Annotated in this window: 19 protein-coding genes; 5 read left to right on the forward strand and 14 right to left on the reverse strand. The window is 47.3% G+C overall.

Annotation, left to right across the window (positions count from 1 at the left end; translation table 11 throughout):
* The first annotated feature begins 83 nt into the window (after positions 1 to 83).
* Entirely contained in the window at positions 84 to 986 is a 903-nt protein-coding gene (gene punR, locus R7O12_RS21705; protein ID WP_017821565.1) for a DNA-binding transcriptional activator PunR, read from the forward strand.
* A 53-nt stretch (positions 987 to 1,039) separates the two neighbouring features.
* Here the strand turns inward: punR and ilvA are convergent, their stop codons facing one another.
* From ilvA to ilvG, 5 genes are read right to left on the reverse strand one after another with little or no spacing between them, the layout of a single operon-like run.
* Positions 1,040 to 2,587 carry a threonine ammonia-lyase, biosynthetic gene (gene ilvA, locus R7O12_RS21710; protein ID WP_017635600.1) on the reverse strand — a complete coding sequence of 516 codons (1,548 nt, stop codon included), beginning with the start codon at positions 2,585 to 2,587 and terminating at the stop codon, positions 1,040 to 1,042.
* 2 nt (positions 2,588 to 2,589) lie between these two features.
* Positions 2,590 to 4,431 carry a dihydroxy-acid dehydratase gene (ilvD, locus tag R7O12_RS21715; RefSeq protein WP_005383859.1) on the reverse strand — a complete coding sequence of 614 codons (1,842 nt, stop codon included), beginning with the start codon at positions 4,429 to 4,431 and terminating at the stop codon, positions 2,590 to 2,592.
* A gap of 13 nt (positions 4,432 to 4,444) precedes the next feature.
* Positions 4,445 to 5,383, reverse strand: coding sequence for a branched-chain-amino-acid transaminase (gene ilvE, locus R7O12_RS21720; protein WP_005378953.1), 939 nt, complete (start codon positions 5,381 to 5,383; stop codon positions 4,445 to 4,447).
* A 12-nt stretch (positions 5,384 to 5,395) separates the two neighbouring features.
* The gene (gene ilvM / locus R7O12_RS21725; RefSeq protein WP_005378958.1) at positions 5,396 to 5,680 is read right to left on the reverse strand and encodes an acetolactate synthase 2 small subunit; all 285 of its coding nucleotides are present in this window, start codon (positions 5,678 to 5,680) and stop codon (positions 5,396 to 5,398) included.
* Positions 5,681 to 5,691: 11 nt separating this feature from the next.
* Entirely contained in the window at positions 5,692 to 7,338 is a 1,647-nt protein-coding gene (ilvG, locus tag R7O12_RS21730) for an acetolactate synthase 2 catalytic subunit (RefSeq protein ID WP_005378960.1), read from the reverse strand.
* 465 nt (positions 7,339 to 7,803) lie between these two features.
* Here ilvG and R7O12_RS21735 point away from each other — a divergent pair, with 465 nt between their 5' ends.
* On the forward strand, positions 7,804 to 9,327 hold the full coding sequence (locus R7O12_RS21735) for a YifB family Mg chelatase-like AAA ATPase (RefSeq protein WP_005383862.1): 1,524 nt from the start codon (positions 7,804 to 7,806) through the stop codon (positions 9,325 to 9,327).
* Between the two features lie 55 nt (positions 9,328 to 9,382).
* Here R7O12_RS21735 and R7O12_RS21740 read toward each other — a convergent pair whose 3' ends face one another.
* Positions 9,383 to 10,339 (reverse strand): DUF2860 domain-containing protein, encoded by a 957-nt coding sequence (locus tag R7O12_RS21740; protein ID WP_005379034.1) that lies wholly within the window; start codon positions 10,337 to 10,339, stop codon positions 9,383 to 9,385.
* Between the two features lie 149 nt (positions 10,340 to 10,488).
* Between R7O12_RS21740 and R7O12_RS21745 the strand changes: the two genes are divergently transcribed.
* Positions 10,489 to 11,367: an acyltransferase gene (locus R7O12_RS21745; protein ID WP_005379035.1), complete on the forward strand. Its 879-nt coding sequence runs from the start codon at positions 10,489 to 10,491 to the stop codon at positions 11,365 to 11,367.
* Positions 11,368 to 11,413: 46 nt separating this feature from the next.
* On the opposite strand, the gene R7O12_RS21750 is transcribed toward R7O12_RS21745, so the two are convergent.
* The 5 genes from R7O12_RS21750 to R7O12_RS21770 all read right to left on the reverse strand — a co-directional run bounded on the left by R7O12_RS21750 (position 11,414) and on the right by R7O12_RS21770 (position 15,424).
* Positions 11,414 to 12,016, reverse strand: a complete 603-nt coding sequence (locus R7O12_RS21750) for a thiol:disulfide interchange protein DsbA/DsbL (RefSeq protein ID WP_005379036.1) — start codon at positions 12,014 to 12,016, stop codon at positions 11,414 to 11,416.
* A 34-nt stretch (positions 12,017 to 12,050) separates the two neighbouring features.
* Positions 12,051 to 13,037 carry a serine/threonine protein kinase gene (locus R7O12_RS21755; protein WP_318126373.1) on the reverse strand — a complete coding sequence of 329 codons (987 nt, stop codon included), beginning with the start codon at positions 13,035 to 13,037 and terminating at the stop codon, positions 12,051 to 12,053.
* 53 nt (positions 13,038 to 13,090) lie between these two features.
* Positions 13,091 to 14,512, reverse strand: coding sequence for a cytochrome c oxidase accessory protein CcoG (gene ccoG / locus R7O12_RS21760; RefSeq protein WP_225474243.1), 1,422 nt, complete (start codon positions 14,510 to 14,512; stop codon positions 13,091 to 13,093).
* A 311-nt stretch (positions 14,513 to 14,823) separates the two neighbouring features.
* On the reverse strand, positions 14,824 to 15,090 hold the full coding sequence (locus tag R7O12_RS21765; RefSeq protein ID WP_005379040.1) for a YihD family protein: 267 nt from the start codon (positions 15,088 to 15,090) through the stop codon (positions 14,824 to 14,826).
* A 166-nt stretch (positions 15,091 to 15,256) separates the two neighbouring features.
* Positions 15,257 to 15,424, reverse strand: a complete 168-nt coding sequence (locus tag R7O12_RS21770; protein WP_005379043.1) for a hypothetical protein — start codon at positions 15,422 to 15,424, stop codon at positions 15,257 to 15,259.
* Between the two features lie 296 nt (positions 15,425 to 15,720).
* Between R7O12_RS21770 and R7O12_RS21775 the strand changes: the two genes are divergently transcribed.
* Both R7O12_RS21775 and trhA read left to right on the forward strand, forming a co-directional pair.
* Entirely contained in the window at positions 15,721 to 16,527 is an 807-nt protein-coding gene (locus tag R7O12_RS21775) for a sporulation protein (protein ID WP_005379045.1), read from the forward strand.
* A 70-nt stretch (positions 16,528 to 16,597) separates the two neighbouring features.
* Positions 16,598 to 17,251, forward strand: coding sequence for a PAQR family membrane homeostasis protein TrhA (trhA, locus tag R7O12_RS21780; protein WP_005379047.1), 654 nt, complete (start codon positions 16,598 to 16,600; stop codon positions 17,249 to 17,251).
* A gap of 33 nt (positions 17,252 to 17,284) precedes the next feature.
* Here the strand turns inward: trhA and R7O12_RS21785 are convergent, their stop codons facing one another.
* The 3 genes from R7O12_RS21785 to trkA are packed head-to-tail and all read right to left on the reverse strand — an operon-like array spanning position 17,285 to position 20,727.
* A complete protein-coding gene (locus tag R7O12_RS21785; RefSeq protein WP_005379050.1) occupies positions 17,285 to 17,869 on the reverse strand; it encodes a DUF3157 family protein in 585 nt (194 codons plus the stop codon).
* Positions 17,870 to 17,895: 26 nt separating this feature from the next.
* Positions 17,896 to 19,341: a TrkH family potassium uptake protein gene (locus tag R7O12_RS21790; RefSeq protein ID WP_017821575.1), complete on the reverse strand. Its 1,446-nt coding sequence runs from the start codon at positions 19,339 to 19,341 to the stop codon at positions 17,896 to 17,898.
* A gap of 9 nt (positions 19,342 to 19,350) precedes the next feature.
* Entirely contained in the window at positions 19,351 to 20,727 is a 1,377-nt protein-coding gene (gene trkA, locus R7O12_RS21795) for a Trk system potassium transporter TrkA (protein ID WP_005379062.1), read from the reverse strand.
* Positions 20,728 to 20,787 lie beyond the last annotated feature (60 nt).

Here is a 20,787-nt window from a genome sequence, read left to right on the forward strand (position 1 = left end):
CCTTATTATTCTATTTTTCGATTTTGAGAAAATAAAACGCTAAAATTGTTGGTTATCAATCAAATTTTTTGAAAGGTTAAATCATGTTCTCTAAAGCGTCTTTGGAAATGCTGGATACGGTTGCCCGTTTAGGCAGTTTCACCGCTGCGGCTGAGGTATTGCATAAAGTCCCCTCAGCCATCAGCTATGGAGTAAGGCAGGTCGAGCAAGATTTAGATGTGGTGCTGTTTCGACGTTTACCAAGGAAAGTCGAGCTAACTCCAGCGGGTGAACTTTTTATGGCCGAGGCGCGCTCTTTGCTGCGTCAAATGGAAGAGGTGAAAGCACAAACGCGGCGAGCGGCTCAAGGATGGAAAAGCACGTTAAAGCTGACCTTAGATAACGTGGTGAAGTTAGAAAAACTCAAACCTTTGGTGGAAGATTTCTATCGCGAGTTTGAATTTGCTGAATTGCAGATCAATATGGAGGTCTTCAATGGTTCTTGGGAAGCCATAGCACAAGGTCGAGCTGACATTGTCGTTGGCGCGACATCTGCGGTTCCCGTTGGGGGAGATTTTGAAGTCAAAGATATGGGCGTATTAGATTGGGCATTTGTAATGTCACCCGCTCATCCTTGCGTTCGACAACAAGTGCTTACTGAAGAGTTTGTGAGTCAATTTCCGGCGATCTGTCTTGATGATACTTCGAACGTGCTGCCAAAACGCCATACTGGCCATTATCCGCAACAGCGCCGATTATTATTGCCCAATTGGTATAGTGCGATTGAATGTTTAAAAAATGGGGTGGGCGTGGGTTACATGCCACGTCATATTGCAACACCCTTAATCAATGATGGTGTGCTGGTGGAGAAGGTCATGCCGGATGATAAACCGCTCAGTCACTGCTGCTTAGTATGGCGCAAAGATGATAATCATAAATTGATCCAGTGGATGGTGGACTATCTTGGGTCGCCTAATCAGCTACATAAAGATTGGTTACAGTCATAAAAACACCTCGCTAATGCGAGGTGTTGTCTTTGATATATTTGAAATGTGGCGTTTTATGACAAGAAAAACTTATACGATGGGTTGTCTGTCTCGTCTTTGCATTGATAGCCAAGTTCACGTAAATGTGCAGAAAACTGAGCTAAATCGCTTTCATCTAACTCGAAACCACATAAAACACGTCCGTAGTCAGCGCCGTGGTTACGGTAGTTGAACAAGCTGATATTCCAATGAGTACCGAGTGTGCTTAAGAACTTGAGTAGCGCTCCCGGATATTCTGGGAATTCAAAGCTGTATAGGCGCTCTTTAAGCGGCTTAGACGGCTTACCACCAATCATGTAGCGCACGTGCAGCTTCGCCATTTCATCATCAGACAAATCAACCACTGGGTAGCCACCATCACGTAAGTCGTGAATGATATGTTCTAGCTCTTCCTGACCGCCTTGCAAACGCACACCGACAAAGATATTTGCCAATGCGTCATCGTTGTAGCGGTAGTTAAACTCCGTTACGGCGCGGCCGCCAATGAGGTTACAGAACTCAAAGAAGGCACCTTGACGCTCAGGAATGGTGACGGCAAGCAAACCTTCACGTTTCTCACCAAGCTCGCAACGCTCAGAAACATAACGTAAGCCATGGAAGTTAGTGTTGGCACCAGACAGCACAGTACCTAAATTCTTACCTTGCAGTTTGTTTTGCTCAGCAAACTTCTTCAAACCCGCCAGAGCAAGCGCGCCAGAAGGCTCTGCAATCGCACGGGTGTCTTCAAAGATGTCTTTTACTGCTGCGCAGATTTCATCGCTAGAGACTGCAATATGGCCATCAATGTACTTTTGGCATAGACGAAACGTCTCTTCACCAATGCGTTTTACTGCAACGCCATCGGCAAACATGCTGACCTGGTCTAATACTACTGGTTCACCTGCATCCAATGCCGCTTTGAGGCATGAAGAATCTTCTGGCTCGACCGCAATCACTTTGATTTCTGGCATTAGCTGCTTCACGAGTACCGCAACACCGGCAGCCAAACCGCCACCACCGACAGGGACGAAGATGTAATCAAGGTGACCATTTTGCTGCAGCATTTCCATGCCTATGGTGCCTTGACCTGCAATCACCAGTGGGTGATCGAAAGGAGGGACAAATGTGTATCCATGCAGATCAGAAAGGCGTTCCGCTTCCGCTTTTGCCTCATCGAAGTTGCTGCCGTGCAGCACTACATTGCCACCGAAGCCACGTACCGCATCGACTTTGATGTCTGGTGTGGTTTTAGGCATCACGATGGTGGTTTTGATGCCTAGCTTAGTACCAGAGAGCGCCATGCCTTGAGCGTGGTTACCTGCCGATGCTGCAATGACACCAGCGGCTTTTTGTGCTTCAGATAAACTCGCCACCATGTTGTATGCACCGCGCAATTTGAACGAGTGTACGGGTTGGCGATCTTCACGCTTGATCTGCACGTTATTCCCGATACGTGCAGATAAACGAGGCATTTCTTGCAGTGGCGTCACTGTTGCTACTTCATAAACAGGTGCGCGAAGGATTTGGCGCAGATAATCTGCGCCAGTTTGGTTCACTTGTTTTTCGGGTTGAGCTTCCATCATTGCTAGCCCTCTAGCTTCGACTTGTCTCGTACTGCACCCTTGTCAGCACTGGTTGCCATACTCGCGTACGCTTTGAGTGCAAATGAAACTTCACGTTGGCGGTCAACTGGTTTCCAGCCTAGTTCGTCTTGTTTTGCACGGCGCTCAGCAAGTTCTTGTTCAGACACTTGGAGTGAAATTGAACGGTTTGGAATATCAATTGCAATCATATCGCCTTCTTTTACCAGGCCAATTGCACCGCCGTTTGCTGCTTCAGGAGAGGCGTGGCCGATAGAAAGACCTGATGTGCCGCCAGAGAAACGGCCGTCAGTCAGAAGTGCACACTCTTTGCCAAGGCCCATCGATTTTAGATAAGTGGTTGGGTAAAGCATTTCTTGCATGCCCGGACCACCTTTAGGGCCTTCGTAACGGATAACAACCACGTCGCCAGCTTTTACTTTGCCGCCTAAGATGCCTTCTACGGCGTCTTCTTGGCTTTCGAAAACTACGGCTGGGCCAGTGAATTTATGAATGCTCTCATCCACACCAGCAGTCTTAACGATACAACCATCTAATGCGATGTTGCCTGATAGAACGGCTAGGCCACCTTCTTGGCTAAAGGCATGATCGATAGTACGAATACAGCCTTCCGCACGGTCGTCATCAAGGCGATCCCAGCGGCAATCTTGTGAGAACGCTTGAGTAGTACGAATTCCCGCAGGACCTGCGCGGTAGAACTTAAGTACTTCTTCGTCTTCAGTTTGGATGATGTCGTATTTCGCCAGCTGCTCTTTCATCGAAAGGCCAAGCACGGTGCGCGCATCATTGTGTAGAAGACCTGCACGATCTAACTCACCAAGAATTGCCATGACGCCACCAGCGCGGTGTACGTCTTCCATGTGATATTTCTGGGTAGATGGTGCCACTTTACATAGGTGTGGTACTTGGCGTGATAGGCGATCGATATCTTCCATATCGAAATCCACTTCACCTTCTTGCGCTGCAGCCAACAGGTGCAAAATGGTGTTGGTTGAGCCACCCATTGCAATATCCAGTGCCATCGCATTTTCGAACGCATCAAACGTAGCGATGTTGCGTGGCAGTGCTGATTCGTCATCTTGCTCGTAGTAACGACGAGTCAGTTCAACGATACGACGACCTGCATTAAGGAACAGTTGTTCACGGTCAGCGTGCGTTGCCAGCATAGAACCGTTACCTGGTTGAGAAAGACCCAGTGCTTCCGTTAGACAGTTCATTGAGTTTGCAGTGAACATGCCTGAACACGATCCACACGTTGGACATGCGCTGCGTTCGATCTGCTCGCTTTGCTCATCAGACACTTTTGGATCCGCGCCTTGGATCATCGCATCTACAAGGTCTAGTTTGATGATCTGATCAGAAAGCTTGGTTTTACCCGCTTCCATTGGACCACCAGAAACAAAGATAACCGGGATGTTGAGACGCATAGATGCCATCAACATTCCCGGAGTGATTTTGTCACAGTTAGAGATACATACCATGGCATCGGCACAGTGCGCGTTGACCATGTACTCCACAGAGTCTGCGATCAGTTCGCGTGAAGGCAGTGAGTACAGCATGCCGCCGTGACCCATTGCGATACCATCATCAACCGCGATGGTGTTGAATTCTTTCGCAATACCGCCAGCTTTTTCGATTTCACGCGCTACAAGCTGACCCATGTCTTTCAGGTGTACGTGACCCGGAACAAATTGAGTAAACGAGTTTACAACGGCGATGATTGGTTTACCGAAGTCTTCTTCTTTCACACCCGTTGCACGCCACAGTGCTCGTGCACCCGCCATGTTACGACCATGTGTGGTGGTAGCTGATCTATATTTTGGCATTTCCTGATCCTTCTTACTTCTGTTCTGGGTACACATAGTCTAACCAGCCCCACTTATCTTCCGTGGTGCCGTCAAATAGGCCAAAGTAGGCTGCTTGTAGTTCTTTAGTGATAGGGCCGCGCTTACCAGTGCCCACTTCAATCTTGTCGATGGTTGCCACTGGTACAATCTCAGCCGCAGTACCTGTCATGAAGACTTCATCGGCAAGGTAAAGGGCTTCACGAGCAATGTTCGCTTCACGGACTTCGTAGCCTTTATCGCGTGCAATTGTCATGATCGAGTCGCGAGTGATGCCCGGTAGAATCGCGCTAGTTGCTGGTGGTGTGGTGATTACGCCATCTTTGATAACGAAGATGTTTTCACCAGCCCCTTCCGATAGGTAACCATCTACGCTTAGCGCAATACCTTCGTCGTAACCGTGACGACGCGCTTCACCACCAACCAGTAGTGAAGATAGGTAGTTACCGCCTGCTTTAGCTGCAGTTGGGATGGTGTTTGGCGCAGCGCGGTTCCAGCTTGAAATCATCGCATCGACACCTTTTTCTAGCGCTTCTTCGCCTAAGTAAGAGCCCCAAGGAAATGCTGCAATGATTAGATCCATCTCAGTGCCAACTGGTGGACATACGCCTAAGCCAACATTACCGACAAAACCCAATGGACGAATGTAAGCGCTGTCGAGTTTGTTTTGGCGCAGTGTTTCGCGGGTCGCTTCCATGATTTCTTCTACAGAGAAAGGGATCGGAAAGCGGTAAATCTTGGCAGAATCTTTTAGACGTTGTGCATGCTCACGGTGACGGAAGACAATTGGGCCTTTTGGTGTGTTGTAACAGCGCACGCCTTCAAACACGGATGTACCATAGTGCATTGCGTGAGTCAGAACGTGAACGTTCGCCTCTGCCCATGGAACCATCTCACCATTAAACCAAATGAAATCTGCAGTTTTCGTTGCCATTTGTTGCCTTCCTTATGCACTTACGTGTTGTTGTAAGTTGTGATTTGGCAGTTCATCGTTGCGGATTTTTAGCACCTCAACCTTACGAACGTCCCACAACTTCTCTATTTGATTGATCAAAAACGAGATTGGTCGATCGCTGTCGACGATGATCTCGACGCTGGCTACTTTGCTTTCGTGGTTTTGCGTAGCAGCGACTTGTTTGATCACGAAGCCTCGGTGACGAATCACACGTAGAACGCGCTCCAACAGTACCGGTTTGTCATCGGCTTTGATGTCGAGTAAATATCTGTCCATGCGATTGTCTCCTATGTATTTTCCAACATATCACTGTTTGATGCGCCAGGTGGCACCAATGGCCACACGTTTTCTTCTTCATCAATCAAAACGTGAAGCATGTAAGAAGTTTCACTCGCTAGCATCTCTTTGAGAGCAGGTTCGACTTCTTCTTTCTTGGTGATGGTTTTGCCCGGGATATCGAACGCTTTTGCTAACATCACGAAATCTGGGTTGTCATCAAGAATGGTTTCACTGTGGCGACCGTCAAAGAACAATGACTGCCATTGGCGAACCATGCCAAGACGTTGGTTATTAAGAAGGACAATCTTCACTGGAATCTGACGACGCTTCAGCGTGCCCAATTCCTGAACGTTCATCATAAATGAACCGTCACCTGTAATAAGGATAGACTGATCATCAGGACGTGCGACTGCAGCACCCATCGCCGCTGGCAAGCCAAAGCCCATGGTGCCAAGGCCAGCAGAAGTGATGAAATTTTGTGGTTCGCGTGGCTGGATATGTTGCGCTGCCCACATCTGGTGCTGACCGACGTCGGTCGAGACAATTGAGCTATCTGGCATCATGTCAGACAGCTGTTTAAGCAATAGCGGTGCGTAGATTAACTCGCCCGGGTGGTCGTAACGCCACTTAAAGCCGCTGCGCAGACTTTCACTGTGATGAACCCACGGTGAGATATCTTGAGTCAGTTCTAGCTGAGGGAGAATGGTGTTGATGTCGCCACGTAATGGTGCGTTGGCGTGGCGCAGTTTATGAATCTCCGCAGCATCAATGTCGATGTGAATCACTTTCGCATTTGGTGCAAACGTATCGAGCTTACCCGTCACACGGTCATCAAAACGCGCGCCAACCACAATCAATAGATCAGCTTCTTGAACCACTAGGTTGGCGGCTTTGGTGCCATGCATACCCAACATACCAAGATAGTGGGGATCATGGCGTTCAATGGTACCGAGGCCTTTTAATGTGCTAACTGCAGGCATTGGGTTTAAGCGAAGAAATTCGCGTACTGCATCGGTTGCTTTCGCAAGTTGCACGCCACCACCAACATACAACACTGGGCGAGTAGATGCTGCCAGCACATCTTGCGCACGTTTGATATCTTCAGCGCTGACATCTTCGATTGCTGGTGCTATGTATGGAGGAAGAAGGTCTGTGGGTGCTTGAGCGAGTTGAACGTCTTTGGCGATATCGACAATGACTGGACCCGGACGACCGGTTTTTGCGACCTCAAAGGCTTCGGCAAGTGTCGGAGCTAGATCTTCAATTTCGGTCACGAGATAGCTGTGCTTAGTACAGGCTAGGGACATTCCGATCACATCCATTTCTTGGAATGCATCGGTACCGATATGAGAGCTAGCAACCTGGCCTGTGATGGCAACTAGAGGTACGGAGTCAAGGAAAGCGTCGGCAAGGCCGGTAACAAGGTTAGTGGCTCCTGGGCCAGAAGTTGCCATGCACACAGCAACGTCTTGAGTGGAACGAGCCATCCCGATAGCTGCCATAGCGGCCCCTTGCTCGTGACGGCATAGGATGTGTTCCACCCCACCGTCATACAAAGCATCATAGATTGGCATGATGGCCCCGCCGGGGTAGCCAAAAACGGTTTCGATGCCTTGCTGTCTTAAAGCGGCTACGACAAGTTGTGCACCAGTCATCGTAAACCTCCTTTGCTACGTTGTGGCTCGTAGCGATTGCCATATTTATTGCACTTCATGTGCACTCCCATTCTTCCCGTTAAACTGTCCGAGGGTTAGACAGATGACAACTTGTAGTTGTAAAAAAACCCCCGGACTTTTCAGTGCGGGGGTTTTTTGTAATTTGTGGTTACCTTTCGCCCACAATACCCCGCGCGGTGCCAATAATGACCACGATAATCAGGGCTAGCAGTGCGTTGATATGAGCGAAAAGGTTCATCTGTCTGTCGTTCTTTTTTCGTTAAAAAATGTTGTGTAATGTTCTACGAAATTGTTTGCGTCATTAGTGGTATCACACAATTCCGCTGCATGACAAGCAAAAAGTCATTCTTTTTTCACATTAACTCTCAATTGGGACGCGGTATATAACATAACCAACCAGATAAAACATTTGTTTACAGAGTGTTCAAAAAAATTGAGGAACGTATGGGGCTGGCAATCATTCATAGTCGAGCAAGCGTCGGGGTGCAAGCGCCATCGGTTAGTGTAGAAGTTCATATCAGCAACGGCATGCCAGGGTTTACCTTAGTAGGCTTGCCAGAGACAACGGTAAAAGAGTCCAAAGATCGCGTACGCAGTGCGATCATTAATTCTAACTTTCAATTTCCTGCTAAGCGGATCACCGTGAACTTGGCTCCGGCAGATCTACCCAAGGAGGGAGGACGTTTTGATCTTCCTATTGCATTGGGAATTTTGGCCGCTTCGGAGCAAATCGCGACAGATAAGCTCAAAAACTACGAATTTGTTGGTGAGTTAGCGCTATCTGGTGGTCTAAGACCTGTAAAAGGTGTGCTGCCTGCTGCGCTGGAAGCTAGTAAGATTCAACGTCATTTGGTCGTCCCACATGTGAATGGCGATCAGGCGGCGCTGGTGGGGAAGGAACAACATAAATCGGCCCAATCATTACTGGAAGTATGTGCCGAGCTTTGTGGTCAACATCGACTGAATCTTTTTCAAACGCCTAAGCGAAAAACGATCGAAAAACATGGTCGAGACTTACAAGATATTATTGGCCAACAACAAGGTAAGCGAGCACTGGAGATTGCTGCCGCTGGAAACCACAACTTACTTTTCCTTGGCCCGCCAGGTACTGGAAAAACGATGTTGGCTTCGCGTTTGTGTGACTTATTACCGGAAATGAGTGACGAAGAAGCAATGGAAACCGCTTCGGTGGCATCGTTGACTCAGAGTGAAATTAATGAGCATAACTGGAAGTCGCGTCCGTTTCGTTCTCCGCACCATTCAAGTTCAATGGCGGCATTAGTCGGCGGTGGTTCGGTACCCAGACCAGGGGAGATCTCTTTAGCCCACAACGGGTTATTGTTTCTCGATGAAATGCCCGAATTTGATCGTAAAGTTCTAGACTCGTTACGCGAACCGCTCGAATCTGGCGAGATCATTATCTCTCGAGCGCAAGGTAAAACACGCTTTCCGGCTCGCTTCCAATTAGTTGGAGCCTTGAACCCAAGCCCGACAGGATATTACGAAGGCAATCAAGCGCGCACCAATCCACAAGCTATTTTGCGCTACCTTGGTCGATTATCTGGACCACTGTTAGATCGCTTTGATATGTCTTTAGAAATCCCAGCTTTGCCCAAAGGGACATTAGCAGAAGGTGGTGATCGCGGTGAGCCGACTGCTATCGTAAAAGCGCGTGTGAGCCATGCGCGTAACAATATGCTAAACCGCAGTGGTAAGGTCAATGCACTGCTAGGTAGTCGAGAAATTGAGGCGTTTTGTCCCTTGCACAAGAGTGATGCTGAGTTTCTTGAAACCGCTTTGCACCGTTTAGGACTCTCGATTCGTGCGTATCATCGTATTATCAAAGTGGCGCGAACAATCGCCGATCTGGATGGGGCGGAGCAAATTGAACGAACGCACTTGGCCGAGGCACTTGGGTATCGAGCGATGGACCGTTTACTGAAACAGCTTACGGCGCAAGCGGTATAGACAGCAAAGTGTCATCGCAACAAGTTTTGTAAGCACCTTGTTGCGATGAAGGACGTTAGAAGGTGTAGTTGAGACCAAGCGACAATAGGTACTCTTTCTCCTCATAAAACGTGATATTCGAGTCAGTTTGGCTATAGCCGGCTAAAGAAATGAACGACCAGTCTTGCCAGTCAAATACGTTTTGATATTCGTAGGCCGCAAATAGGCTGATGGTGTCGTCATTTCGTGTTTTAGCAAAAGTTTGGCTAGCGGCTTGATAGTCTTTCCATGCATAACCCGCTGTGAGGGCCAATCGATGGCGGTTGATAAATTTAAACCAGCTAATGTCAAATCCGTACGAATCAAATGACTCCGCTTTACCGTCGGCATCTTGATTGATGTAGGTGAAAGCGGGTTGCAACATAGACGTTTGGTTGAGTGGAATGCGATAGTCGCCTTTGACATAGTAAAGGTTAGCATCGCGAGCAAGTGAGCGGTCTGTCACTTCCTCCTGCTCGATGTCTTTATCAGCATAAGCAAGATCAAGGTTGAAGTTTTTATCAATTAACCCTTTGATCTGAAAGCGATACGCATTGCCGTCAACATCCGTCTCTTTACGTGCGGTTCCTACTTGATAAGGGTTGCGCCAAGTTTCGCCTTTGAGTACCGTCGGCAGATAGGAAACATCGAGCACGGTGCCAGATTGTAGCTCGTGTTGATAGCCCAACTGAAAAGCGAGTGTACCTACCGCGACATCTGAGCGTGTGGTACCGGCGTAAACTTGGTGGTTGAGTCGGCTACCAAAGGTGTATGTCACACTCCCTAGCGGTGCAGCGATAACGGAACTGTCACTATCGGCACGCTTATCGAGAGAATCGATGGTGTTACTATTTTCTGTATTGAAATTGGATTCTGATGATATGAATCCGGCATTCAGCGAAATTTCACCGCCAAAACCTGCGGTTTCAGCGAGTTGAGCCTGAGCAGAACTGACGACAAAGGCCAAAGGCAAGAGAAGTAGCCTTGGTTTCATTCGTTATCTCCTTGTTGTCGAATGAGTGGTGCACATATTGGTTGCGGTAACAAATCTGACCATTCCCACGCATGTTCCAATGTGGCAAAGGCGCAGTATAATTACACGCTGTTTTATTCTTCACACATTATCACTGTTGTTTGACTATCATGTTGGCATATTTGTTATTTTTTTTTAACGCTTCTTTTGTGATTCTCAATTCTGCGGTTTGTTCACTCGCAATTTGTGTTATCGCTGTATTTAAAATATTGCTTCCTGGCGTAAAGCTAAAAGCGATAGCGACCGCTTGTGCCAATAAGGTGATGTGGTTATGGGCTACCGTTAATGCGTGCATTCTGGCGGTATCTAACCGTGTTGAGTGGGATGTTCAGGGCGGTGAAGCGCTTAAAAAAGACGGGTGGTATCTGCTGATCAGTAATCATCTCAGTTGGACAGATATTGTTGTGCTTTGCTGCGTGTTTAAAGACCGTATTCCCATGCCGAAGTTTTTCCTCAAGCAACAACTGCTGTATGTGCCTTTCATCGGGATGGCGTGTTGGGCGCTCGATATGCCATTTATGCGTCGCTATTCGCGAGAGTATCTGATCCGCAATCCTCATAAGCGAGGTCAAGATTTAGAGACGACACGTCGCTCGTGCGCTAAATTCAAACACACTCCAACCACAGTGGTTAACTATGTCGAAGGAACCCGATTTACCGAAGAAAAGCAGCGTAAGAGTAAAGCAAACTATCAATATTTGCTGCAACCAAAGTCGGGCGGGATTGCGTACACGTTAGCGGCGATGGGGGAGCAGTTCGAGAGCATTATCGACGTTACGTTGGCGTACCCAGAAAATACGCATAAACCGTTCAAGGATTTATTGATGGGCCGCATGAGCAAGGTGGTTGTGCGTGTAAATGTGTTACCCGTTGATGAAAGAGTGCTTGGTGATTACTTCAACGATAAGCCCTATAAGCGACAATTTCAGCAATGGTTGGGGGATGTGTGGCAAGAAAAAGATCGGTTACTACAAGAGATTTACAAATAAACAAAAGGGGAGCGACGTGTTCCCCTTTTGATTGATATCGATGTGCTTATTTTAGTGTCAGCAAGTAGTTCACCAGAGAGAAGTACTCATCCATCGTTTTGATGCTTTGTGCTTGAACTAGGTATTTGTTGTTAACGATAACCGCAGGAACGCCGGTTAGACCGCTGTTTTCAAATTGCTTGTCCATACGGCGAACCATTGAATCAACCGCGAAGCCTTTGAATGCAGAATCGAATTTTTTCGCATCTACACCTTCATCAAGGAAGATTTGACGAAGTTCTTCATCATTACGTGGTGCTTTCTTTAGATTGTGGATGCGGTTAAACATCACTGGCACCATTTTGTCTTCCACTTTTAGTGCAACCATCGTTGCGTAGGCTTTGCTCATTGATGGGCCCATGTTGCCACCCATGAAAGAAACGTGGTTTTTTAATAGCTTAGTACCTTCTGGCAACTGCTTTTTCAGTTGCTGGATAACTGGTTCAAAGCTATTACAGTGCGGGCAGTAGAAAGAGAAAAACTCCGTCACAAGAGGTTTTTTTGATGCCTCAAGATCCAATACTTTGTAATGTTCACCTTCTTTGAATTGCGCTGCATGTGCCGACAGGCTTAACATCAGCATAGAAAACAGTGCGAACAGTTTTTTCATCGAAATATCTCCATTTTTGAATTTTTGGCCTGACTTACCATAGAGGCATTAAAGACAGCGGTGCTTCTTCTAAAGCGGCGATCTGCTCTTTAAATGCAAGGACCTGACCTTCCCAGTATTTTGGCTCATTAAACCATGGAAAAGCGAGAGGAAATGCAGGGTCATGCCAACGTTTTGCTAGCCATGCCATATAGTGCACCATTCGTAGACCGCGAAGTGGCTCGATTAGTTTCAATTCTGCAGGATTAAAGTCGCAAAACTCTTGGTAAGCCTCTAAAACAATATCCAACTGCATCAGTTTGTCTTGGCGTTCACCGTTCAGTAGCATCCATAAGTCTTGTACTGCAGGGCCGTTACGAGCGTCATCCAAATCAACAAACATAGGGCCATCTCGCCACAAAATATTGCCTGGGTGGCAATCGCCATGCAAACGAATCATATCGAAGCCTTCTTGCCAGTGGCTTTCAATTGATTTGATCAGCATATCCAAGTCATTGAAGAAGCTGTTCTCCAAGTGCATTGGAATCATATTGGCGTTTTGCAGAATCTCTCTTGGTTGATACAGGTATTCTTGTAAGCCGATCGTAGGGCGATGTTGGAAGGCTTGGCGGCTGCCGACTTTATGGATTCGGCCAAGGAAACGCCCTACACCTTCGAGCTGATCTAAATTGTCAACCTCGTATTGGCGACCACCCACGCTATCAAACAGCGCAAAAGCATAGCCTTGATAGTGATGCAGGGTTTCACCGTTGATGCGCACAGGTGGTGCGACGGGGATCTCATTGCCAATCAGCTCTAAAGTAAAGTCGTGCTCCTCTTGGATCTGTTCATTGCTCCAACGTTCAGGACGGTAAAACTTGACGACATAACGACGACGCTCTTCGTCAGTGAATTGATAAACACGGTTTTCGTAGCTATTGAGGGGAAGAAAGCCTGATTCTGCGCGAACGCCGATGCTTTCTAACGCGTACCACATAAAGTCTGGGGTAAGGGCGTCAAAGTTAAACATACTTTGGGACATATAAACAAAAAGGCTCATTACTGAGCCTTTTTCCGTTAGTCACTGAAGTAGCGCTATAGTTTTTTAATAAAACGGCTTTCTACTTCAATAGTGAATTCGTTGCTCTTATCGGTGAGTATAAACTGAATTGTCGTAATCGCAGAGTTTAGCTTGTCAGGATCGGCACCAAGACTCATTGGCAGGTTTAATACCTCACCTGGCTGGACCTGAATTGTCTGCTTACCATACCAGCTTACATCGGATAGCCCTTCAACATCCAACGAGTACTCTTGCACTTGCTGAGTTTTGTTGATCACCTTGAGGGTGTAGGTGTTTTCTACTTCTCCCGAGCTATTAACGCGGAACAGTTGGTTACGGTCGCGAATAACACTCATGCCGGCTGGGTCTACCGCTGCAATTTGGGCAAAGAAAAGACCGACCATGACCAGTAGTACGGCACCATAGCCTAGCAGCTTCGGACGCATGACTTTGGTACTCTTACCCGATAAGCGATGCTCGGTAGTGTAACTAATTAGGCCTTTCTCGTAGCCCATGCGATCCATGGTGTTGTCACACGCATCAATACAGGCACCACAGTTAATACATTCATATTGTAAGCCGTCACGAATATCGATACCTGTTGGGCACACCTGCACACACAAGTCACAATCAATACAATCCCCCAAACCAAGTTGCTTTGGATCGGCTTTGCGCGGACGTGGACCACGTTTTTCACCACGTTTGGCATCATAGCCAACGATGAAGGTGTCTTTATCAAACATGGCAGACTGGAAGCGCGCGTAAGGACACATGTGAATACACATGATGGAACGCATCCAACCAGCATTACCATAAGTACAAATGGCAAAGAACATTACCCAAAAGACGGGCCAGAAGTTGGCGTTAAAGGTGAAAAAGTCGATAACCAATTGCTTCATTGGTACGAAGTAGCCAACAAAAGTAAAACCAGTGGCGAGCGCTATGGTAAACCAAGCTATATGTTTGACGGTTTTACGCATCGCTAAATTCGCCGTCAGCTTATTGGAGTCTTGTTTGCGGCGTTTATTGGCACTACCTTCGAGCTTCTCTTCAAACCAGATATACATGAAGGTCCAGACGGTTTGTGGGCAGAGATAGCCACACCAAACTCGACCTAAGAAGGTGGTAATAAAGAACAACCCAAACGCCGCGATCACAAATAGCAAGGCGAGTAGGGTAAGATCTTGCGGATACAATGTGGTACCGAAAAAGTTGAACTGCTGGTTGCCAATGTCGAGCAAGATCGCTTGACGTTCACCGTAAGGGATCCACGGTATCAAAGCGAAGAGAAGCAGTAAGAACCAACCACCGTAACGACGCAGTTTCTGGTAAGTCCCTTTGCTTTCGCGTACATAGATGCGATTACTTGGGTTGAACCGATCCCCATTCCCTTTATGAGTCTTAGGGTTGTAGGTTTTAGGAGTCACATCTTTGATATCGATCTTATCCTGACTCATGCACTCATCCTTCTTAGGCTTTTATAATGTACGGCGTCATTTCTATTGATGTCGCTCGATGACATTGCTACTTCGTCCTTATCATAAATCATGACCGGACATAATTATTTTAGTAAATACTGATGAACGGCGATTATACAATCAATAACAATTCCGTTTCTTTAACGCAGTCAATGTTTAACAACAAAAATCAGTACAGTTAACCTGATAATTGGCTGAACAGTTATAACCAATTGTGGGACTAAAAACTTTGGTTATAAAAAAGCGACTCACAGAGAGAGTCGCTTAAAGAATACTGGCTGTTGAGCTGGTTATTTGATGATGCCACGAGCGCGTAGGATCGCCGTTTTAAAATCGTCCTCTTGGTCTTTTTTGAGTCCAGGGATCATTTCATCTTTGCTGCTATTACGCATTTTAAGGTGGTAGATCAGTACATCGTCGGTCAGATCTTCTAGCTTTCCTTTATAGCCTGCTTCTTTTGCCAGCTTAACGATGAACTGCAAGAGGTTCAGCTCTTGATCTTTATGCCATTCAGGCTCTAGTAGCTCAAGCAGCTCTTCAATGCGATGACACTTCATTTCTTTCTCCACATAATTTATAGGTGTAATTAGCAGTAAAGGTACCAAATTGCTTTGCGAAGACCAAATAGGAAAAACGATCTCTTTCACCGTGGTTTGTTCTAAGTCTTTGAAGCTTTATGAGTCTCGTGCAAAGAAAAAAGCGCAGCTGGCGCCGCGCTTTTGATTAAGCTGCTTTGATAACTTTGGCCGGAACACTCGACATCATTGCTGTCTTCTCAACCAATGTCATTGCTGGCGCAACTTGCTTTGCCTTTGGTGCAGTAGTAAAGCCACTGCGGCGGCGCATTGCACTAGTATTAGTGTGTGCGAACCTGACTGTTGTTGGGCGCATTAATTTACCTAACTGTCAGGCATATCCATTGCCGATGTAATGGCCTGAATCATTATGAGCTAGGCTCCAACAAGATTGAAGAATCACTCTTCTGGCTCTCGCCAATCCAGTTAATGAGTCAGGAATACCGATATGCATGCATATCAAGTGTAAGATTAGCATCCTTGTAATAATTGGTCGATAGTTGAGCAATTGAATTGTTTAGATTTTGTCATTTTGTCGCGATGTTCGAGGCAATTTTTGTTTGATCCCACGATCAGCAGTAGTAGTATGAGATCTCGATGAAGGAGGTGCCTATGTCATTTTTGAAGAAGACACTTGCCAGTTTTGGGATTGGGAGCGCGAAGGTCGACTCAATCTTAAACCAAGACGTGCTATACCCAGGTCAAAGTGTGGATGTGTCGATCCATGTATATGGTGGTGCGACTGAACAAGCGATCGACAACATTGATTTAAAACTCTGTTGCCGCTACATCGCAGAAGCCCCTGATGACCGTGGTGCGCGAGAAGGACACAGCATGCGCCGAGTACCTCAAACTCATGTGCTTGCTAAGTGGAGTCTCCCTTACGCATTTACCATCCATTCCGGCGAAGAGCGTACCTTCGATGTTAAGCTCGATGTGCCTTGGAACACGCCTGTCACCATTGGTGATGCCAAAGTATGGTTAGAAACTGGCTTAGACGTTGCTGCTGCTTTGGATCCGACTGATAAAGACATCCTCACCGTCCGACCTGATCCACTGATGGATGCGGTACTATCTGCATTTGAAGCGCAAGGTTTACGAATTCGCCAGGTGGAATGCGAGGAAGTGAAAGGATTCGATCTACCATTTGTGCAAGAGTTTGAACTGGTGCCAACCGACGGACCTTACCACGGCGTGTGGCGCGAATTAGAATTTGTTGCCCACCGCAGTGAGCAAGAGCTCAAGTTGTGGTTTGAAGTTGACCGCACACGCAAGGGGCAAGGTGGCATGCTCGCGAGCTTACTGGGTAGTGGCAAACTCAAGCGAGAGCTGACCATTCCTGCCACGACTAAGCCAGATCAAGTTGGCGAACTGGTACTCAATTATCTCGATCAAACTACTGCCGTTCATGAGTCTTAATTTAAGCTTACACGTGTAAGCCTAATGTGCCATACTAGAGCAAATTTCAAACTCTAGTATAGGCGCATTGATGTCCGAGCTGCAGAAACCTCAATACAGTCAACGTGAAGAACTGGCCAATACCATCACCCACGGTATAGGGATGATTTTTGGTATTGTTGGCTTGATACTGCTGTTAGTTAAAGCCATAGACCATCAAGCTGACACTTTAACGCTTACCAGTATGGCGATTTATGGTGCGAGTATTATCGTGCTATTTTTGGCCTCGACGCTCTATCATGCGATCCCTCATCCCAAAGCGAAACGTTGGCTAAAAACCTTCGACCATTGTGCTATTTATCTTTTGATAGCAGGCAGCTATACCCCTTTCTTGTTAGTCAGCTTAAGAACACCTCTAGCATTTGGGTTGATGATCGTTATTTGGAGCATTGCGTTGATTGGCATCATCATGAAAGTTGCGTTCGTCTATCGATTTAAAAAGCTTTCTTTGATGACGTATTTGGTGATGGGATGGTTATCGCTGATTGTGATTTATCAATTAGCTATTAACTTGGATGTCGGCGGACTTACACTGCTTGCCGCTGGTGGAATTGTGTATTCACTGGGGGTGATTTTCTACGTTGCGAAGCGCATTCCCTTTAACCATGCGATCTGGCACGGCTTTGTTTTGGCTGGCTGCGTGTGCCATTTCTTTGCGATTTATTACTTTGTTGAGCCTATCTAGCCGATAGGCTCAACAAAGAATATTAAACACGTATTAGCGAGTTTTTACCTCTAGCACTTTGGCAGAAAACTGGTATTGCTGTGATTGCGGTACAGCCAATTTAATGCTCTTACCTTGTTCCGCTTGCTGTGGTCGCAGGTAGGTATCCGCCATGCGCTTGATGGATTGCCAAACAGTCACGTTTTCTTTTGCCAGTTGCTGACCAGACATATCAAACACTTGCACCTCAACTTCCACTTGAATGACAGATTGAGAGCTTTGGTTAGTGATTGATGTAGGTAAAATAAGCTCACCGCTTTGATAGCTTGCTGAACCAATCAATACATCCACACCTGAATCTGATAGCTGCATGGTTGGCTTTTTGGCGTTTACCACCACGGTCGTGCCAACGGTTTTCGTTACCACTGGAATTGTCGCAATCGCAGGAGCTGCGATTGTTTCAACTACGCTTGCTGTTGTTTGTGTCTCCGTCGCTTGCTGCGCCGGTTTTTTCATGACGTATTCCCAGGTAAAGTCATCGTTCAGCTTCACTTCTCGACCATCGGCTAAAGTGATGACCTCGGCGGCGTATGTGGATGAGGCGGCAAGTAGGGTCGCCAGAGTAATCCATGTTTTCATTGTTATACCTTTTAATTAGAGTCTGCTTAGCGGCGCCAAAACGCAGGAAAGAACAGTACAAGAATAGTCAGAATTTCCAAGCGGCCCATTAACATCCCAAAGCTTAAGAGCCATTTGGCAGTATCGGGCAGAGGCGCGAAGTTGCCTGTTGGGCCAATCACACTGCCCATACCAGGGCCAACATTGGCAACGGCGGTGATTGAGCCAGAAATACTGGTCACAGGGTCGAGGCCTAGTGCACTTAAACAACCCGCGATAAAGATAATAGTGATAAAAAACATCAAGCCAAATGCCACCACTGAGCGAACAATATCATCATTCACCGGTCGCTGGTTATAACGCTGTACAAACACTCCTGAAGGGTGAATCAACTTCATCATTTGTTTGTTTAGCAGCGTCATTGCAATTTGGAAGCGGAAGATTTTGATCCCGCCAGACGTTGAGCCTGAGCATGCCCCCGCCATCATTAAGAATGCGAAAAGAGTGGTGGGTAATGCGCCCCATGCGGTGAAGTCTTCTAAGCCAAAGCCAGTTGTGGTGACGACAGAGACAATATTAAACATCGACACTCGCAGGGCATCCAAAATGGTGTACCCATCTCGAATCACTAACCAAGCTGAAATCACTAAGCTTGAGAATACGAACAGGTACGCAAATCCTCTAACTTGAGCGTCGTTAACCAACACATCAATACGGCGTTTACGTAACGCGGCGATAAAGAGCAAAAACGGCAAACCACCTAAGAACATAAAGGTAGTGGCCACCCAATGTGCGCCATTAGAGAAGTGGTTCATTGACCCATCAGATGTAGAGTATCCACCCGTCGATAGCGTAGTAAAGGCATGGTTGATTGCTTCGAACAGGTTCATGCCGGTGATCAAGTAGCCCAAAATACATAGGCCCGTTAGCATCAAATAAACCGCTACGATGTTTTTGGCGACCGTTTTCGCTCTTGGACTACTTTTATCCGACCAATCTGATGATTCGGTTTGGAATAGCTTCATACCACCGACATTCAGCATAGGTAACACTGCTACCGCCATCACGATAAAACCAATGCCACCAAGCCATTGTAAAATAGAGCGCCACAGCAATATGCTCGGCGCCATGTTGTCTAGGCCACTGAGCACCGTTGAGCCCGTCGTGGTGATACCCGACATCGTTTCGAAGTAGGCGTCGGTGAAGCTGATGTGGTTGATAAACACAAATGGCAAGGCGGCAAACGCACTCGCGATGGTCCAAACCAAACTGGTGATGAGGAACATATCGCGTACGCTGAGTTTGAACTTGGCGGTTCGACCTATCGTTAGGCAGATGAAGGCGGCAAGGTGCGTGATCACAACGGCTTGGGCGAAATCGAGGAATCCCCCCGTACCGGTAAAGAAAGCGACCAAAGTCGGCACGTACATAAACAGGGCCAGTTTGGATAAAACCAGCCCGATAACAAACAGTACGGGACGTAAGTTGACCATAGGAAAATCCTAGAGGAAGAATGGACTCGGCTGGAATAGCGCTTCGACGTCTGATACGTATTTTTTGTTGACCAGGAACATCACCACATGGTCATCCTGCTCGATGACCGTACGGTCGTGGGCAATAAGAACTTCTTCGCCACGAACGATAGCACCAATGGTGGTCCCAGGTGGAAGCTTTATATCTCCAATCGCACGTCCAACCACTTTAGATGTACTTTCATCACCGTGAGCGACGGCTTCAATCGCTTCCGCAGCGCCGCGGCGAAGTGAGGACACGTTTACGATATCAGCGCGACGAACGTGCGTTAGCAAGGCTGAAATAGTGGCTTGCTGAGGTGAGATTGCTACATCAATTACGCCGCCTTGTACCAGGTCTACATAAGCGCCACGTTGGATCAGCACCATCACTTTTTTAGCGCCCATGCGTTTTGCCAACATTGCAGACATGATGTTGGTTTCATCTTCGTTGGTCAGCGCGATGAAAACGTCGACTTGGTCGATGTTCTCTTCCGAGAGAAGCTCTTGGTCTGCCGCATCACCGCAGAACACGATGGTATTTTCTAGTTGCTCAGAGAGCTTTTCTGCACGCTGGTAGTTACGCTCAATCAGCTTCACGCTGTAAGTTTGCTCTAGGCGTTTTGCCAAGCTTGCGCCGATGTTACCCCCGCCAACAATCATGATGCGGCGGTACGGTTTTTCTAGGCGCTGAAGCTCACTCATCACTGAGCGAATGTGGTTGCTTGCGGCGACGAAGAACACTTCATCGTCGGCTTCAATGATGGTGGTACCTTGTGGGCGAATCGGACGGCCTTGACGGAAAATCGCCGCCACACGGGTATCAATGTGCGGCATGTGCTCACGCAAAGCAGACAACGCATTACCCACCAGCGGGCCACCATAGTAGGCTTTCACCGCCACTAGGCTGACTTTCTGTTCAGCAAAGCTCACCACTTGCAGCGCGCCTGGGTATTGGATCAGACGTTCGATGTAGCTCGTGACGAGTTCTTCTGGTGCGATAAGGTGATCAACAGGAATGGCGCCAGATTTAAACAGGGCTTCTTTTTCTGCCAAGTATTCTGGAGAGCGAATACGCGCAACGCGGTTTGGGGTATTGAATAGAGTGAACGCGACCTGACAGGCGGCCATGTTGGTTTCATCAGTGTTGGTTACTGCGACGAGCATATCGGCGTCTTGCGCGCCAGCTTCGTGTAGCACGTCTGGATGGCTCGCATGGCCATTGACCACACGTAGGTCGTATTTGTCCTGCAATTCACGCAGTCGGTCGGCATTATTGTCGACGATGGTGATGTCGTTGTTTTCACCCACTAGGTTTTCTGCCAGTGTGCCGCCAACCTGACCTGCACCAAGAATAATGATCTTCATACTCTTTTCTCGTATCTGAAAAAGGCGATTGAAATCGCTTCAATCGCCCTATTTAGCATG

The organism is Vibrio sp. Vb1574, assembly GCF_033338675.1.

Bases quoted from the DNA above. Each gene is read 5' to 3' on its own strand.
- punR (WP_017821565.1), top strand. From the start codon at position 84: ATGTTCTCTAAAGCGTCTTTGGAAATGCTGGATACGGTTGCCCGTTTA.
- ilvA (WP_017635600.1), bottom strand. From the start codon at position 2,587: ATGATGGAAGCTCAACCCGAAAAACAAGTGAACCAAACTGGCGCAGAT.
- ilvD (WP_005383859.1), bottom strand. From the start codon at position 4,431: ATGCCAAAATATAGATCAGCTACCACCACACATGGTCGTAACATGGCG.
- ilvE (WP_005378953.1), bottom strand. From the start codon at position 5,383: ATGGCAACGAAAACTGCAGATTTCATTTGGTTTAATGGTGAGATGGTT.
- ilvM (WP_005378958.1), bottom strand. From the start codon at position 5,680: ATGGACAGATATTTACTCGACATCAAAGCCGATGACAAACCGGTACTG.
- ilvG (WP_005378960.1), bottom strand. From the start codon at position 7,338: ATGACTGGTGCACAACTTGTCGTAGCCGCTTTAAGACAGCAAGGCATC.
- R7O12_RS21735 (WP_005383862.1), top strand. From the start codon at position 7,804: ATGGGGCTGGCAATCATTCATAGTCGAGCAAGCGTCGGGGTGCAAGCG.
- R7O12_RS21740 (WP_005379034.1), bottom strand. From the start codon at position 10,339: ATGAAACCAAGGCTACTTCTCTTGCCTTTGGCCTTTGTCGTCAGTTCT.
- R7O12_RS21745 (WP_005379035.1), top strand. From the start codon at position 10,489: ATGTTGGCATATTTGTTATTTTTTTTTAACGCTTCTTTTGTGATTCTC.
- R7O12_RS21750 (WP_005379036.1), bottom strand. From the start codon at position 12,016: ATGAAAAAACTGTTCGCACTGTTTTCTATGCTGATGTTAAGCCTGTCG.
- R7O12_RS21755 (WP_318126373.1), bottom strand. From the start codon at position 13,037: ATGTCCCAAAGTATGTTTAACTTTGACGCCCTTACCCCAGACTTTATG.
- ccoG (WP_225474243.1), bottom strand. From the start codon at position 14,512: ATGAGTCAGGATAAGATCGATATCAAAGATGTGACTCCTAAAACCTAC.
- R7O12_RS21765 (WP_005379040.1), bottom strand. From the start codon at position 15,090: ATGAAGTGTCATCGCATTGAAGAGCTGCTTGAGCTACTAGAGCCTGAA.
- R7O12_RS21770 (WP_005379043.1), bottom strand. From the start codon at position 15,424: ATGCGCCCAACAACAGTCAGGTTCGCACACACTAATACTAGTGCAATG.
- R7O12_RS21775 (WP_005379045.1), top strand. From the start codon at position 15,721: ATGTCATTTTTGAAGAAGACACTTGCCAGTTTTGGGATTGGGAGCGCG.
- trhA (WP_005379047.1), top strand. From the start codon at position 16,598: ATGTCCGAGCTGCAGAAACCTCAATACAGTCAACGTGAAGAACTGGCC.
- R7O12_RS21785 (WP_005379050.1), bottom strand. From the start codon at position 17,869: ATGAAAACATGGATTACTCTGGCGACCCTACTTGCCGCCTCATCCACA.
- R7O12_RS21790 (WP_017821575.1), bottom strand. From the start codon at position 19,341: ATGGTCAACTTACGTCCCGTACTGTTTGTTATCGGGCTGGTTTTATCC.
- trkA (WP_005379062.1), bottom strand. From the start codon at position 20,727: ATGAAGATCATTATTCTTGGTGCAGGTCAGGTTGGCGGCACACTGGCA.